Raw genomic sequence first — 15677 nt, 5'->3', positions numbered from 1 at the left:
ATGAAGATGAAAGGCTTTTCAGGCTGGCTGCTGCGCCGGCTCGGTTGGCATGTTGAAGGCGAGCTGCCCGGGCTGCGCCAGTACCTGATCATCGCCGGCCCCCACACCTCCAACTGGGACTTCGTGATGGGCATGCTGGCCAGGACCGCCCTTGGGCAAAAGGTCCGCTTCCTGGGCAAGCACCAGTTGTTCCGTTTCCCCTTCGGCTGGCTGTTCCGGGCCCTGGGCGGCTATCCGGTGGTGCGGCACAGGGCCAATGCCCTGGTGGCCCAGGTGGTGCAGTACTTTCGCGACGAGCCGGACTTCGTCCTTGGCTTGGCCCCGGAAGGCACCCGCAGCCCGGTCAAGCGCTGGAAGCTGGGCTTCTACCATATCGCCAGGGAGGCCGGGGTGCCCGTGGTGATGGTGGGCCTGGACTTCGGCCGCAGGCGCTTCGTGATCAGCGAGCCGCTGTGGCCCGGCGAGGAGATGGAAGCCGATCTGGACCAGATCCGCACCTTCTTCCTGGGTATTACCGGCCGCCACCCCAAGGTGATCCCCCCCGGCCTGGGCTACTTCCAAGACTGAGCCGCCTTTGCCATAATGCCCCCGCTCTTGGGGGAGTAGTCTCTCGCGCCCTACATGCGAGGCAGTGGTCAACATGATTGGCGTTCGCCATGGTCACTGCGGCCTTCGTGCTTGACGAGACCCGAGACGGTGCCGACCTGCCGGGGCAGGGGCGGCAGCGTCTTGGTATTCGTCTGCCCCAAAGAAGGATCCCCATGGAAACCCTGCTAACCTCCACCCTGGCCATCTTCCTGGCCGAGATCGGCGACAAGACCCAACTGCTGACCCTGCTGTTGATCGGCCGCTTCCGGGCGCCGCTGCCGATCCTGGCCGGCATGCTGGTGGCGACCCTGCTCAACCACGGCCTGGCCGGCAGCCTGGGCGTCTGGCTGTTCGAGCAGCTGGCGCTGTGGTTGTCGCCGTCCTGGCGTGACGGCCTGGTCACGGCCGGCCTGCTGGCCATGGCCCTGTGGCTGCTGGTGCCGGACACCCTGGAAGAGGACTCACAATCCCTGGGCGGCTCTCGGGCCTTCTGGGTCACCCTGGGCGCCTTCTTCCTGGCAGAGATGGGCGACAAGACCCAGGTGGCGACCCTGGTGCTGGCCGCCGACGCGGTGCAGTGGGGCTGGGTGCTGGTGGGCAGCACCCTGGGGCTGATGCTGGCCAACCTGCCGGTGGTGCTGGCCGGCCCCGGGCTGCTGGCCAGGCTGCCCCTCAGGGCCTTGCGCTTGGCATCTGCGCTGCTTTTTTCCGCAATGGCGCTATGGCCCTGGTTGTCCCCTTCATCTTAGGGTCAGCAAGCACTACTACACTTGATGCTGCGTCCATATAACAACGACTCCTTAGGAGGGAAGATGAAAACCAAACTGGCCCTGACCAGCCTTGCAGCCCTGATGCTCACCGCCTGTGGCGGTGGTAGCGGCGATACCCCCGCCGTCAGCGAAGCCCGCCTGAGCGTGGCCATAGGCGATGCCCCCGTCGACACCGCCGACGAGGTGGTGGTCACCATCGATCAGATCACCCTCAAGCGTGAAGGCGAAGCGGACGTGGTGCTGCCCATCCAGGACGCCGACGGCAATCCCGTGACCCTGGACCTGCTCGACTTCCAGGGCGGTGAGACCTTCCTGGCCCTGGATGGCGTCGTCATCCCTGCCGGCACCTACACCGACCTGCGCCTGTCCATCCTCGACGAAAACCTGGACCTGTCCTGGGTGACCACGGGCGAAGGCAAGTTCGAACTCAAGGGCCCCAGCGATGAACTCAAGCTGGGTGGCTTCGAGGCCGCCGCCGGCGGCAACCTGGCCTTCACCATCGATTTCAACCTGCGCAAGGCCATGACCTACAACCCGGGCCCGCAGCGCTACATCATCAAGCCCCGCGGCGTCGAGCTGCTGGAAACCGCCACCCTGGGCGCCATCAGCGGCACCGTGGCCGCGGATCTGGCCGCCAACTGTGCCAATGAGGAAGGGACCACCTTCGGTGCCGTCTACCTCTACCAGGGCCACGGCATCGCCAACCCGTCCGAGGACTTCGATGCCGGCGCCGCCGGTGCCCCGGCCGACGCCACCGCGTCCTTCTCCTCCACCACAGTGGCGCTGGACGGCGAGGTCTATGGCTACAAGTTTGGCCTGGTGGAAAGCGGCGATTACAGCCTGGCCTACTCCTGTAACGGCGAGGCCGACCTGCCCGAGACCTTTGAAGGTCCCGAGCTGGTGACCATCCCCGCCGAAGGCACGGCCGTACAGGAAGTGACCCTGGCCGATGCCGAACTGGTGGTACCGGAGTTCGCCCTGGCGGCCAGCGGCGCCCAGCCGACCCAGTAAGCTTGCCAGCCTCCTGGCGATGACCTAGGATGCCCTGCCAGTTTGGCAGGGCATTTTTTATGAACGCACAGAAAGCAACAGACAGCCTGAAGGCACTCCTCGAGGACGTATTGCTGCAGGGCCATCCCCTGGACAAGGTGCTGCAGCGCCTGTTGCCGACCCTGCCGGCGCCGGCCAGGCCCTGGCTGGCGGAAAGCGGCCAGCATCTGGTGCGTTTCGGCCGCCGCTACGCCTTCCTGGCCGGTGTCGGCTGGCCCTTACGCCACAAGGGGGAAATTCCCCTGCTGCTCAGCGCCTGGCAGCGACTCGAACGGCCGGCCCAGGCCCTGGAGCTGCCGCGGCTCAGGGGCGTCGACTGGCCGGCCCGGCTGCGCGAGGCCAAGGCCGATGGCGCCGTCTGGCACAGCTTCCCCCAGTGGCTGGATGAACGTGCCCAGGCCGAGCTGGGCGATGGCTGGCCGCCGCTGCGTGCAGCCCTCAATAGACCACCGGCCCAGTACCTGCGCGCCAACACCCTGGTTACCGATGCCAAGTCCTTGCACCACGCCCTGCACCATGAAAAGGTGCCGACCCGCCTGGAAGGGGAGGCGCTCAAGGTCCAGGGCCACCGGGCCCTGTTCAAGACCAAGGCCTTCCACCAGGGCGCCTTCGAACAGCAGGACTTGGGCTCCCAGCAGGTGGCGCCCTTCCTGGAGGTGACGCCCGGCATGACCGTCATCGATGCCTGTGCCGGTGCCGGCGGCAAGACCCTGCACCTGGCGGCGCTGATGGCAAACCGGGGCCGGTTGCTGGCCATGGACATCTTCGAGGGCAAGCTCAAGGCCCTGAAGAAGCGTGCCCGCCGGGCCGGCATCCACAACCTGGAAAGCCGCCACATCGAAGGCAGCGCCACCATCAAGCGCCTCAAGGGCAAGGCCGATCGGCTGCTGCTGGACGTGCCCTGCAGCGGCACCGGCGTGCTGCGCCGCAACCCCGACGGCAAGTGGCAGCTGCAGGCCGCCGATCTCGACCAGCTGCTGGCCACCCAGGCCGAGATCCTCGACTCCTACGCCCGCATGCTCAAGGCCGGCGGCAAGCTGGTCTACGCCACCTGCTCCATCCTGCCCAGTGAAAACGAGGCCCAGGTGGCCGCCTTCCTGGCACGCCACCCCGGCCGTTTCCTGCTGGAGGCCGAGCGGCGCCTGCAGCCGGATCAGTACGATGGCGACGGTTTCTACATGGCCAGGCTCGTCAAGATAGATTGACGTTTTTACAGTTTTAATGCCGAAACTGTATCAAGGCGCCGTCATGACAAGTTAACCCCTGGCTGGTAGATTGCGCGCGATTCTCCAAGGCCTTGTTTTTATTTTGGTGCCAGAGAGCGGGGTAGTGCCGATTTTTCCCGCTCTTTTAGGCCGTTGATGGTCGTGAGAAGAATTTTTTAGCGCTTTTTTAACAAATTTCAGGGGTTTGGTGTTCGTTATGCCGCGTACGCCTTCTTTGTCTACCTTTCTCTTCCTGCTGGCCAGCCTGACCGCCGTCGGTCAGATGGCCCAGACCCTGTTCGTGCCGGGCCAGGGCGCCATAGCCCAGGAATTTGCCATAGCGCCTGGTCAGACCCAGCTGCTGATGGCCCTGTACCTGTTCTGCTACGGCCTGTCGCAATTCTGCTACGGTCCCTGGTCCGACGCCGTCGGTCGCCGGCCGGTGATCCTGTTCGGCCTGGCGGTGTTCTGCCTGGGATCACTGCTGGCCACCTTTGCCGCCAGCTTTGAACTGCTGCTGCTGGGCTCGGCCGTACAGGGCCTGGGCTCCGGTGTTGGCGGTGTCATGGCCAGGACCGTGCCCAGGGACAGGTTCGAAGGGCCGCAGCTGACCAGGGTCAACGGCCTGCTGGGCATGGCGCTGATCTTCTCGCCTATCCTGGCGCCGGTGATCGGCGGCGGCCTGGTGTCCTGGTTCGACTGGCGGGCCTGCTACGGCTTCCTGGCCGGCTTCTCGGTGCTGGTGTGGGTTCTGCTGTGGCTGGCCTTCGACGAGACCCATGCCGAGGCCGGTGCCGAACAGGGCTCCCTGCTGCGCCGCTACCAGAGCGTCTGGCGAGAGCCGGTCTTCCAGGGCCACCTGTGGACCCTGGTGGCGGTGTTCGCCGGCGTGGTGGTGTTCGAGGCCGTGGCCGGCATCCTGCTGGGCGAGCGCCTGGGTTACCCGGCCTGGGCGGTGAGCCTGATGTTCGTGCTGCCGCTGCCGCCCTATGTGGCCGGCTCCTTCGCGGCCGCCTTCTTCAGCACCAGGTGGTCCCACAACAGGCTGATGAAGGTCGGGCTGCGGCTGCTGCTGGCCTCGGCCCTGCTGTTGCTGCTGCTGGCCTGGGCATTGCCGCTGTCGGCCTGGAGCCTGCTGCTGCCGGTGTCCTGCTACTTCTTCGCCGCCGGCCTGCTGGGGCCCGTGGCCACCTCGGGGGCCCTGTCGCCTTTTCGCAAGGGCGCCGGCGCCGCCGGGGCCCTGCTGGGCGGCCTGCAGAACCTGGGCTGCGGCCTGGCGGCGGCGCTGTCGGCGCAGATCCCCCAGCACGACGCCCTGCCCCTGGGGGCCCTGCTGAGCGGCTTTGCGGTGCTGGCCATCTGGCAGGGCAGGAAAGTTGGTGAAACACACCAGCAAGTGGTGGAACACGCCAGTCTCAAAACGGAAGTCGTCCAGTAATAGTTTGTAAAACAACTAATTAGCGGTTTGGCATGGCGGTTGCTAAATTGTAACCGTCAACACATCAAAGGAGATGCTTGTGAAACCGCAATTTGCCATTTTGGGCGCCGCCGCCCTGGTCATGGGTACCGTTCACCTGTCCGCCTACGCCTGGGGCGACAAGGACATCGAAGGCAACGGCAAGATGACCGAACAGCAGCAGAGCCTGGGCCAGGTCGACGAAGTCAATATCGCCATCCCCGCCCATGTCACCATCAAGAAGGGCGACCGGGCCGAGCTGCGCATCAGCGCCGAGGAAAACATCCTGGCCCATATCGTCATCGACCTGGACGGTGACGAGCTGTCCCTCAAGGCCAAGCGCGGCTATGACCTGGAACCCAGCAAGGATATCGAGGTGGAGATCACCCTGTCCGCCCTGGAAGAGCTGAACCTGGCCGGCTCAGGCGATGTCAAGGTCGAGGCCTTCAGCGGCGATCATCTGGATCTGGGCGTGGCCGGCAGCGGTGACCTGGACATGGCCGGTGCCAACTACAGTGACATCGACCTGGACGTGGCCGGCAGCGGTGACATCCGTATCGGCAAGGGCCAGGCCGACAGCATGGACATCAGCATCGCCGGCTCCGGCTCCACCAGCAGCCAGGTCAAGGCCAGCAGGGTCGAGGTGTCCATCGCCGGCAGCGGTGATGTCGAGGTCCATGCCGCCGACAAGCTGGACATCAGCATCGCCGGCAGCGGTGATGTCAGCTACCACGGCTCGCCCAAGCTCAGCCAGAGCATCATGGGCTCCGGCAAGGTCAAGCAGAAAGGCGAATAAGCCTAGGGGGCCGACGAGGTATGGTCGGCCACCACCTTCCAGTCTCCCCGGATCTTCTCCATCAACAGGGTGAACAGGCCTTCGGGCCTGTCACCCTGTCTTTGCAGCTGCCAGTGGCCGAATACCAGGGCGTGGCGCTCGCCCAGCACCCGCACTTCCCTGATGTCGAAGCGCAGCTCGCCCATGGTGGCCTGGTCCGGGTAGCGCTGCTGGTAGCCCTTGAGGGTCTGTTGCCAGCCGTGGGTGACCCTGTTGCCGGAGGCGAAGCGCAACTGCTCGCTTTGCCAGTAGCCGTCCATAAAGGCCGGGATGTCGCCCCGGTTCCAGGCCGCGCTCTGCTTGGCCAGCACCGCCCTGATGGCGTCTTCCTCGCTGGCCTGGACGGCGCCGGCCGCCAGCAAGAAGGCCAGTGCTAATGCTCTGATCCCCATCCTTTTTCCCCAAATTGCCTGGTCTGTCCGGACAGGCTAACATGCCATCAAAAAGGAGCGAAGATGCTCAGTTACATGATCGCCCTGCACGTGCTGGGCGCCTTACTGTTCGGGGGCGGGCCCTTGCTGCTGCTGGCGGCCGTGTTGCCCTATGCCCTGTCGCGCCAGGACTTGCAGCCGTTCAACGATTTCGTGCTGGCCTGGGAAAAGCTGCTGTTGCCGATGCTGCTGCTGCTGCTGGCGACCGGGGTGGCCCTGTCCTGGCTGAACGCGCCCAACATCGAGGCGCTCTGGGATCCCGGCACCGCCGTCGGCCGCCTGGTGCTGATGAAGCTGGGCGCCCTGGCGCTGTTCCTGGGCAGCGGCTATTGGCTGCGTTACCGGCTGCTGCCGCGCCTTAGCCGGGACCACCTGGGCCTGCTGTTCGTTGCCGTCGGCCTGCTGGCGCTGGCCACCGTGGCCCTGGTGGTGCTGGGGGTTCTCTTTCAACAAGGCCATTTTTAACGGAGGCAAGGGATGGGACGATGGCTGCTGCTGTGCCTGCTCTGGACCCCCTGCCTCTGGGCCGGCGCCTTCGAGGATCTGAAGACAGCCTGGGAGCAGCGCAAGAGCTGGCCCCAGGGCCGGCTCGGCAACTGGCAGCAGCTGGTCGAACTGGCCCGGGAGGAAAGCCTGGCCGGGGGCGACGACCTGACCCTGGCGCGAGCCCTCTATCTGCACGCCAACTACCAGAGCCGGGTCGACCGCGACTATGAGGCCTCGCTGACGACCCTGGCCGAGGCCGCCGCCCTGGTGGCCCCCATCCAGGACCGGCTGGCCCTGCCGGTGCAGATGGAGATCTGGGTAGAGCAGGGCTCCCTCAACCAGTTCCTGGCCCGCTACGATCACGCCGAGTTCCACTTCCGCCACGCCCTGGAGCAGGCCGGCCAGCGCCAGTCGCCCCGGGATGAAGCCCGGGCCCTGTACCGGCTCGGCCGGCTCATGTACCGCCAGGATGCCCTGGTGGCCGCCCTGGACCATCTGGACGAGGCGTCGCTGCGGCTGGTGGCTGAGGACGATCCCGGCCTGCGCCAGTCGATCCTGGCCACCAAGGGCCGCATCTACCGCAAGAACCAGGACTATCCCCAGGCCAGGCGCTACCTGAGCGAGGCCCTGGCGCTGGCGCAACAGCACGGACCGGCCTCGGCCGTGCCGGATCTGCTGGTGGGCCTGGCCGTCACCTACCAGAAGATGGGCCAGCTCGGCCGGGCCCTGGACGAGAACCTCAACGCCATGGCGCTGTACCGGGAGCAGGGCCGGCGGCTGTCGGTGGCCAAGGCCCAGCTCAACATGGGCCAGCTCTACCTGGAGATGGGCTCCGACGCCGACAAGGCCGGCCGCTACCTGGACGAGGCCATCAAGGCCTTCAGGGGCAGCAAGAACCCCTTCTACCTGGGCACCGCCCTGGGGCTGCGGGCATCCATGCTGGAAGCCGAGGCGCCACAAAGCGCCATTGCCATGCTGGAGGAATCGGTGCAGCTGCTGGCCGGCCGGGATGACATCAGTTCCTGGCAGGAGCGGACCCACGCCCATGAGCGGCTGGCCAAACTCTACGAGGACGGCGGGGAGCCGGCCCTGGCCCTGGCGCACCTGCGCCAGGCCTGGCAACTCAACGAGAAGATGGCCGCCGACGACATCAACGAAGGGCGCCGGGCCCTGAACCGGCTCCAGGACAGGGTCGACATGGCCGATCGCCTGCGCCAGAGCGAACAGCAGCGCCTGGCGCTGGCCGGCCGGTCCCAGTGGTGGCAGGGCCTGGGCTGGGCCATGGCGCTGTTGTCGCTGCTGGCCCTGGCCGCCTGGCTTTGGCAGTGGCAAAGGGCCAGGCGGCTGGTGGCCGAGCTGGTCGTTAGCGAGCGCCAGGCCAGCCAGCACCCCTTGAGCGGCCTGGCCAATGAGCAGGGCATGCTGCCCAGGCTGGTGCCGGTGATGCGGCATTTCCAGGACCAGGCCAACAGCCACCGGGAGCAGGACAGCCGTCCGCAGCAGGCGCTGCTGCTGCTGAGCTTCTACCCCGTCTTCATGCGCGAGCTGGCCAGAACCAGGGGTATTGCGGCCAGCACCGCCGCCACCCGGCGCTACGTGCGGGCCCTGAACCAGGCCTTCCCCCGACAGCAGCTACTGGCCCAGGTTGCGGACGAGCATTTCCTGCTGGCGCTGCCGGTGGCCAGCGACGGCAGCGAACTGGCCGGGGTGTTCGAGCAGCTGGCCGGCCTCACCGGCCGCTTCGTCAGCGACGAGGGGCTCTCGGATGGCCGGCTGGCCATGGGTATGACCCTGCACCCCTTCATCGCCCAGCGCAGCGCCGGCCTGGCTACCGGCGTCATCACCGAGCTGCTGCGCTTCACCCAGGCCCAGGCCAACCTGCAACTGGAGGAAACCGGCCAGTCCTGCTGGGTCTGGCTGCAGAGCCTGGAGCTGACCCCCCCTGGGCAGCTGGATGGGGAAGACGGCCACCAGGCCATCCAGGAGGCGCTGCGCAAGGGCTTCCTGAAGCTGCGGGTCGGCCACTGACCTGCTCATAAGTATTTGAGTTCAGGCGGCTTCTGCCGGATGATGGGGCGATACACCACTCCGAGGAATTGAGATGGAATTTGAGATCCAATACTGGCACTGGCTGGTGTTCGGCGTGCTGCTGATCCTGGCGGAGCTGGCCGTGCCCAGCTTCACCCTGTTCTGGTTCGGCCTGGGCGCCATGGTGGTGGCCCTGCTGCTGGGCCTGGCGCTGCCGCTGTCCCTGGCCTGGCAACTGGCCATCTGGGCCCTGGCCTCCACCGCTATGACGGTATTCTGGTTCCGCTACTTCAAGCCGATGATGCGCGACCGCACCAAGGCCGGCATCGCCGGCGAGGCCATCAAGGGCGAGGTGGGCCAGGTGATCCGCAAGCCCCAGGACGACCAGCGCGGCCTGGTGCGTTTCACCACGCCCCTGCTGGGTGACGACGAATGGCCCTTCATCTGCCAGAGCGAGGTGGACGTGGGCGACAGGGTCGCGGTGGTGGAGATGTCGGGCAATACCCTGATCGTGGAAAAACGCGGCTGAGGCCGCAGCTATAAAGGAAAAACAACATGGAAAAAGGATTGATAATGGCCTTGGCACTGCTGGTACTGGTGCTGGTGACCCTGCTGATGGGGGTCAAGATCGTGCCCCAGGGCAGCAAGTTCGTGATCCAGCGCCTCGGCAAATACAGCCGTACCCTGGGCCCGGGCCTGAACTTCATCCTGCCCTATATCGATCTGGTGGCCTACAAGGTCACCACCAAGGACATCGTCCTGGATATCCCCTCCCAGGAGGTGATCACCAGGGATAACGCGGTGATCATCGCCAATGCCGTGGCCTACATCAACATCGTCTCCCCGGAGAAGGCGGTCTACGGCGTCGAGGACTACAGCTTCGCCATCCAGAACCTGGTGCAGACCTCGCTGCGTTCCATCATCGGCGAGATGGACCTGGACGATGCCCTGTCCAACCGCGATGCCATCAAGGCCAAGCTCAAGGCCGGCATCTCCGACGACATCTCCGACTGGGGCATCACCCTGAAGACGGTGGAGATCCAGGACATCAACCCCTCCAACACCATGCAGAAGGCCATGGAAGAGCAGGCCGCCGCCGAGCGTGGCCGCCGTGCCACCGTGACCCGGGCCGACGGCGAGAAGGCCGCCGCCATCCTGGAGGCGGAGGGCCGTCTGGAAGCCTCCCGTCGTGACGCCGAGGCCCAGGTGGTGCTGGCCACCGCCAGCCAGACCGCCATCGAGAAGGTCACCATCGCCATCCAGAACAACGAGCTGCCGGTCATGTACCTGCTGGGCGAACGCTACGTGGAGGCCATGAAGGACATGTCCACCTCCGACAACAGCAAGCTGGTGGTGCTGCCTGGGGATATCCCCGCCGCCATCCGCGCCATGATGGGCGCCGTCGTCAAATAAGAAAAAGGCCCCGGACGGGGCCTTTTTTTCGCCTGCTACCTGGCCAGAAGATGGTCCAGGGCGCCGCAGACGGCCGCCACCTGGGCGGCGTTGCAGAGGGCATCGGTGGCCCTGGGGCTGTCCGGGTACACCTCTGTGGTGCAGGTAAAGGGGGCGCCGGTGACGCTGGCGCACAGGCCCAGCTGCTTGAGGGGGTAGCGGATCACGCCATGGTCGACCACCGGCGAGCCGATGATGTTGCCGTCGGCGTCCGGCGGGGCGATATGGGTGACCCTGGCCACGGCGTCGATGATGGCCTTCTGGAATTCGGGCTGGGGATGTTCGCTGTCGTCCACCACATAAAAGCCGTCGGGGATGCCGCCCGGCACGAAGGCCTTGCCGTCCCGGGCCGCCAGGGCCGGGCGGAACTCGGACTCGTCGCTGTCGGTGGTCTCGTGCAGGTCAATATGGGCCAGGAAGTCCACGCCCTGGTCGGCCACCAGCGCCATCAGCGCCGCCGCCTCCTCGGAGGGGCTGTTGTCGACGAAGGAGCGGTTGGGATCCACGGCATTGGGGTTCCAGCGGTTGATCACTTCATAGCCCCAGGGGCTGACGCAGGGCACCATGAGCAGGTTGAAATGCGCCCCATAGGCCAGGGCCCGCTCCCTGGCGAACTGCAGGGCGCCCTGGACGCCACTGGTCTCGTAGCCGTGGATGCCGCCGGTGATCAGCACATGGGGCCTGCCCGGCTGCCAGTCCCTGCTCTTCAGGGCCAGCAGCGGGTAGCGCTCCGGCGCCACCGGCAGGGCGCCGTAGCGGATCAGTTCGAAGTCGCCGGCCAGGGCCTCAACCTGGGCCACCACGTCATCCTGGTAGCTGCGCTTGATGTTCTGGCTTGCCAGCCACTGGGCCTTTTCCGCCTCGCTCCAGGCCTGGCCCGGGGTGCCGATGGGATAGAAGTGCTGTTCGCTCATGGGTTTTTCTCTGTTGTCCTTGGATATGAAAACAGACTACCAGAGTGGCTGCGGCTCTGCCGCCGTTCACTTTAAGGTAACGCCTTGTGTGGTAAGGTGTTGTGGTCTTTTCATAACAGGGATTGTTGCATGAAGATCCGTACCCTGGCCTTGGCCCTGCTGACCGGCCTGTTGAGCGCCCCCACCTTTGCCGCCACCGACGCCTCCGGCCTCTTTACCTTGCTGCCCGGCAGCAAGAAGAGTGAAACGCTGCAGCGCCACTACAGCCCCTACCAGCTGGTGACGGGCCGCAAGGGCAGGCAGTACGCCACCACCGAGGTGGCGGGCAAGCTGACCAGCTCCTACTACAAGCTGTCCGGCCAGTACGCCCCCAGCCATATCTTCAACAACTACCGCCAGGCCCTTCAGGAGCAAGGGGCCGAGCTGCTGTTCCAATGCCGTGAGCAGGACTGCGGCAATGAGCGCAAGTTCAAGGACAGGATCGGCGGCCTGTTCGTCTACACCAATGAAATGCACTACCTGGCCGCCAGGCTGCCCCGGCCCCAAGGAGACATCTACGCCATGGTGGTGGCCACCACCTCGGGCAAGCAGAGCTTCCTGCAGCTGGACGTGGTGGAAACCATTCCCGAGCCCCTGGGCCTGGTGAAGGTCAACGGCGACTTCCTGGGCCAGGCGCCCAGCCAGATCAGCTTCAAGGACAACCGCCAGCGCGACAAGCAGGGCAGTGCCGACCATCCGCTGCTGGCCCGCCTGCCCGGCGCCCATATCAACGACTACCGCCAGCTCGGCTTTGCCAAGGTGCCCTTCGCCCGCGCCGTCACCAGGGGCAAGGCGACCCTGGAACAAGGGGAGGGCAAGTTGACCCAGATTGGCTATGAGCTGCCCCGCGGCTACTCGGAGTACGAGGTCCATGCCAACTACCAGGCGGCGTTGGAGAAGCTGGGCTTCGTCGAGCAGTTCAGCTGCCGGGGCAAGGCCTGCGGCTCCGAGAAACGCTTTGCCAAGGCCATAGATTCCCTGGAAGACATCGGCTTCGAGGAAAACCAGTACTACGGCTGGTACAAGCTGGCGCGACCCGAGGGTGACGTCCATGTCAGCACCTATGTGCTGGGTTTTCCCGGCCGCCTGGGCCTGGATCTCAAGGTGTTGGAAAGCAGCGCCCTCAAGGACGACAGGGTGGCCATCAACCTGGAGGGCCTCAACGACGCCATGGCCAGCCAGGGTCGAGCGATACTGGACGGCCTGCTGTTCAAGTACGACAGCGACCAGCTGCTACCCGAGTCCAAGCCGGTGCTGGACGTGCTGGTCAGCTACCTCAAGGCCAACCCCAGGATGCGCTTCTACGTGGTGGGCCACACCGACGACAAGGGCAAGCGCGGCTACAACCAGGCCCTGGCCAAGCGCCGCGCCGACGCCGTGGTGAAGACCCTTCAGGGGCAGGGCCTGGCCCCGGCCCAGCTGGAGGCCGTGGGCGTGGGTGAATTCGCCCCCGTGGCCAGCAACCTGGACGAGCAGGGCCAGGCCCAGAACCGCCGGGTGGAGCTGGTGGTGCGTTCGGACCAGAGCTGAGCCTTCGGACAATAAAAAAGGTTCTTCGCACATTAGCGGGGAATAGATGTGAAAACGGCTGGATAGGTTATTGTGATGTCGCCAAACAAAGACACTAACCAACCAGCCGTTTTCGATGTCGCAGCTTACCCTTCCGTTCGAGCTGTGGGAAGGCTTTAGCCCCGACCACATAGAGCAACACGACCAACATCTCACCATTCACCTCAGCCCCAATCGCCCGCCCTGCTGTCGTTGCGGCAAGCTGGCCCAAGCCGTCCACGACACCACCTGGAGAACGGTCGCCGATCGCGCACTGATGGACCATACCGTGACCCTCAAGGTGCCGGTGCGACGGCTTAACTGCCATCAGTGCGGCCGAGGGACCGAACACATCTCCTGGCTGCGTCCCTTCGCCCGTTTGAGCTGCCGTCTGGAACGCTACGCCGAACGCCTACTGGCGTTACTGCCGGTCAAGCAGGTCGGTGAACTGCTGGGGCTGCACTGGCACACCGTGAAGGCCATCGACAAGCGCCGCCTGCAGCGGCAGGTCACCGAGCCCGACTGGTCCCGGTTGCGACGACTGGTCATGGATGAGTTCGCCCTGTTCAAGGGCCACCGCTACGCCACCGTCATCGCCGATGCGGATACCCACCAGGTGTTGTGGATAGGCGAGGGACGCAGTCGCCGCAGCATCCGGCCCTTCTTCGAGCGGCTAGGCGAACGCTGTCAGCAGATCGAGGCCGTGGCGATGGACATGAACACCGCCTTCGATCTGGAGGTGCAGGCGCATTGCCCCAACGCCAGGGTGGTCTACGACCTGTTCCATGTGGTGGCCAAGTATGGCCGGGAGGTGATTGACCGGGTGCGGCTCGACTGTGCCAAGGCCCAGGGCACCGAGCAGCAGGCCCGCCGTCATATCAAGCGTAGCCGCTGGGTGTTGCTCAAAAACGAGGGCAATCTCAATGACAAGGAACGTGGCCGCCTCGAAGCCTTGCTGGCCGCCAACCGTGATCTGATGGTGGTCTACGTGCTCAAGGAGCAGTTGAAGGCGCTGTGGTACTGCCGCGATGAGCAAACGGCCCATCGCCAATGGCGGCTCTGGTGGCAGCAGGTGGAGGAAAGTGGCATCGCGCCGCTGTTGCAGTTCGCCCGTAAGCTAAAACCCTACTTGCCAGGGATAGTCGCTTCCGCCAGCTATCCCCTCCATACCTGCCGGCTGGAGGGGATGAACAACAAAATCAAACTGATGAAGCGGATGGCTTATGGCTATCGGGATCTGGAGTACTTCTTCCTGAAGATAAAAGCCGCCTTCCCCGGAGATCCGCGATGAACCATAAAAAAGGCCTCCCAAGGGAGGCCTTTTTGCTGCCGGTAAGGAAACTTACAGGCTGGGCAGTATGCCGGCGGGCACCAGGGCATTCAGCTCGGCGCTGGCCAGGATGGCGTCGGCGGCCTCGATGTCGGCGGCCATGTAGCGGTCCTGGTCGTAGAAGGGCACCTGGGCACGCAGGGTGGCCTTGGCGCTTTCCACGGCCTCGGCGGCCTTCAGCGGGGCGCGGAAGTCCAGGCCCTGGTTGGCGGCCAGGTATTCCACGGCCAGCACGCCTCTGGTGTTGGCGGCCATGTCGCGCAGGCGGCGGCCGGCGAAGGTGGCCATGGACACATGGTCTTCCTGGTTGGCGCTGGTGGGCAGGGAATCCACCGAGGCCGGGTGGGCCAACGTCTTGTTCTCGGAGGCCAGGGCCGCGGCCGTGACCTGGGCGATCATGAAGCCGGAGTTGACGCCGCCGTTGTTGACCAGGAAGGCCGGCAGGCCGGACAGGTGCTTGTCGATCAGCAGCGCCATGCGCCGCTCGGACAGGGCACCGATCTCGCTGATGGCGATGGCCAGGTTGTCGGCGGCCATGGCCACCGGCTCGGCGTGGAAGTTGCCGCCGCTGATGATGTCGTCGTCCTCGGCGAACACCAGCGGGTTGTCGGTGACGCCGTTGGCTTCACACAGCAGCACCTCGGCGGCCTGGCGGATCTGGGTCAGCACGGCGCCCATCACCTGGGGCTGGCAGCGCAGGCTGTAGGGATCCTGGACCTTGTCGCAGTTGGCGTGGGAAGCGCCCACTTCGGAGCTCTCGCCCAAGAGATGCCGGTAGACGGCGGCGGCGTCGATCTGGCCCTGCTGGCCACGCACCTCATGGATGCGGGCATCGAAGGGGCGACGGGAGCCCAGGGCCGCTTCGACGCTGGTGGCGCCGCAGACGGCACCGGCCACGAACAGATCTTCGGCGGCGAACAGGCCCTGCAGGGCAAAGGCGGTGGAGGCCTGGGTGCCGTTCAGCAGCGCCAGGCCTTCCTTGGCGGCCAGTACCACCGGCTCGATGCCGGCGATCTTCAGGCCTTCGGCGGCGGTGAGCTTCTCGCCCTTGTGCAGCACATGGCCTTCACCGATCAGCGGGCAGACCATATGGGACAGGGGCGCCAGGTCGCCGGAGGCGCCCACGGAGCCCTTCTCGGGGATGCAGGGATAGACCTGGGCGTTGATCAGCGCCATCAGGCCGTCCAGCACCACGGGGCGGATGCCGGAGAAGCCACGGGACAGGGAGTTGAGCTTGAGCACCATCAGCAGGCGCACGGTGTCTTCGCTCATCAGCTCGCCGATGCCGGCGGCATGGGACAGCACGATGCGGCGCTGCAGCTCTTCCAGCTCGTGGTGGGCGATGCGGGTGTTGGCCAGCAGGCCAAAACCGGTGTTGATGCCGTAAACGGTGCGATCCTCGCTGATGACCTTCTGCACCTGGGCGGCGCTGGCCTCGATGGCGGGCAGGGCGCTGGGATCCAGGCTCAGCTGCACGGGCTCGCGGGCGACCCGGCGCAGCTGGGCCAGGGTCAGGGTGCCGGGTTTCAGAACCAGTTCAAACAT

At 65.6% G+C, this 15677-nt stretch carries 15 protein-coding genes and 1 riboswitch; of the genes, 12 read left to right on the top strand and 3 right to left on the bottom strand.

Features of this window, described 5'->3' with window-relative positions; genetic code table 11:
• The first annotated feature begins 6 nt into the window (after positions 1-6).
• The 6 genes from WDB71_RS14425 to WDB71_RS14400 all read left to right on the top strand — a co-directional run bounded on the left by WDB71_RS14425 (position 7) and on the right by WDB71_RS14400 (position 5865).
• Complete coding sequence (locus WDB71_RS14425; protein ID WP_341502295.1) at positions 7-567, top strand: lysophospholipid acyltransferase family protein; 561 nt, start codon at positions 7-9, stop codon at positions 565-567.
• Positions 568-585: 18 nt separating this feature from the next.
• Positions 586-757: riboswitch (yybP-ykoY riboswitch) on the top strand.
• A 4-nt stretch (positions 758-761) separates the two neighbouring features.
• A complete protein-coding gene (locus WDB71_RS14420; RefSeq protein ID WP_341502294.1) occupies positions 762-1337 on the top strand; it encodes a TMEM165/GDT1 family protein in 576 nt (191 codons plus the stop codon).
• 63 nt (positions 1338-1400) lie between these two features.
• The gene (locus WDB71_RS14415; protein WP_341502293.1) at positions 1401-2369 is read left to right on the top strand and encodes a DUF4382 domain-containing protein; all 969 of its coding nucleotides are present in this window, start codon (positions 1401-1403) and stop codon (positions 2367-2369) included.
• Between the two features lie 59 nt (positions 2370-2428).
• A complete protein-coding gene (locus WDB71_RS14410) occupies positions 2429-3613 on the top strand; it encodes an RsmB/NOP family class I SAM-dependent RNA methyltransferase (RefSeq protein ID WP_341502292.1) in 1185 nt (394 codons plus the stop codon).
• A 235-nt stretch (positions 3614-3848) separates the two neighbouring features.
• Positions 3849-5051 carry an MFS transporter gene (locus tag WDB71_RS14405; protein WP_341502291.1) on the top strand — a complete coding sequence of 401 codons (1203 nt, stop codon included), beginning with the start codon at positions 3849-3851 and terminating at the stop codon, positions 5049-5051.
• 79 nt (positions 5052-5130) lie between these two features.
• Positions 5131-5865 carry a head GIN domain-containing protein gene (locus WDB71_RS14400; protein WP_341502290.1) on the top strand — a complete coding sequence of 245 codons (735 nt, stop codon included), beginning with the start codon at positions 5131-5133 and terminating at the stop codon, positions 5863-5865.
• A gap of 2 nt (positions 5866-5867) precedes the next feature.
• On the opposite strand, the gene WDB71_RS14395 is transcribed toward WDB71_RS14400, so the two are convergent.
• A complete protein-coding gene (locus WDB71_RS14395; RefSeq protein WP_341502289.1) occupies positions 5868-6296 on the bottom strand; it encodes an SgcJ/EcaC family oxidoreductase in 429 nt (142 codons plus the stop codon).
• Between the two features lie 63 nt (positions 6297-6359).
• On the opposite strand from WDB71_RS14395, the gene WDB71_RS14390 reads away from it, so the two are divergent.
• From WDB71_RS14390 to WDB71_RS14375, 4 genes are all read left to right on the top strand, one after another.
• Positions 6360-6800: a CopD family protein gene (locus tag WDB71_RS14390; RefSeq protein ID WP_341502288.1), complete on the top strand. Its 441-nt coding sequence runs from the start codon at positions 6360-6362 to the stop codon at positions 6798-6800.
• Positions 6801-6812: 12 nt separating this feature from the next.
• A complete protein-coding gene (locus WDB71_RS14385) occupies positions 6813-8849 on the top strand; it encodes a tetratricopeptide repeat protein (RefSeq protein WP_341502287.1) in 2037 nt (678 codons plus the stop codon).
• Between the two features lie 73 nt (positions 8850-8922).
• Positions 8923-9378: an NfeD family protein gene (locus WDB71_RS14380; protein ID WP_341502286.1), complete on the top strand. Its 456-nt coding sequence runs from the start codon at positions 8923-8925 to the stop codon at positions 9376-9378.
• Positions 9379-9422: 44 nt separating this feature from the next.
• Positions 9423-10262 carry an SPFH domain-containing protein gene (locus tag WDB71_RS14375; protein WP_341502285.1) on the top strand — a complete coding sequence of 280 codons (840 nt, stop codon included), beginning with the start codon at positions 9423-9425 and terminating at the stop codon, positions 10260-10262.
• 35 nt (positions 10263-10297) lie between these two features.
• On the opposite strand, the gene WDB71_RS14370 is transcribed toward WDB71_RS14375, so the two are convergent.
• Positions 10298-11215 (bottom strand): M14 family metallocarboxypeptidase, encoded by a 918-nt coding sequence (locus tag WDB71_RS14370; protein ID WP_341502284.1) that lies wholly within the window; start codon positions 11213-11215, stop codon positions 10298-10300.
• A 129-nt stretch (positions 11216-11344) separates the two neighbouring features.
• Between WDB71_RS14370 and WDB71_RS14365 the strand changes: the two genes are divergently transcribed.
• Entirely contained in the window at positions 11345-12784 is a 1440-nt protein-coding gene (locus tag WDB71_RS14365; protein WP_341502283.1) for a DUF4892 domain-containing protein, read from the top strand.
• A 115-nt stretch (positions 12785-12899) separates the two neighbouring features.
• Positions 12900-14093: an ISL3 family transposase gene (locus tag WDB71_RS14360; protein ID WP_341501879.1), complete on the top strand. Its 1194-nt coding sequence runs from the start codon at positions 12900-12902 to the stop codon at positions 14091-14093.
• A gap of 51 nt (positions 14094-14144) precedes the next feature.
• On the opposite strand, the gene hutH is transcribed toward WDB71_RS14360, so the two are convergent.
• Entirely contained in the window at positions 14145-15677 is a 1533-nt protein-coding gene (gene hutH / locus WDB71_RS14355; RefSeq protein ID WP_341502282.1) for a histidine ammonia-lyase, read from the bottom strand.

The organism is Gallaecimonas sp. GXIMD4217 (assembly GCF_038087665.1).
In the GTDB taxonomy this organism is placed as follows: Bacteria; Pseudomonadota; Gammaproteobacteria; order Enterobacterales; family Gallaecimonadaceae; genus Gallaecimonas.
The sequence above is the reverse complement of the archived record's forward strand: the minus strand, read 5'-3'. Positions and strand labels throughout refer to the sequence as shown.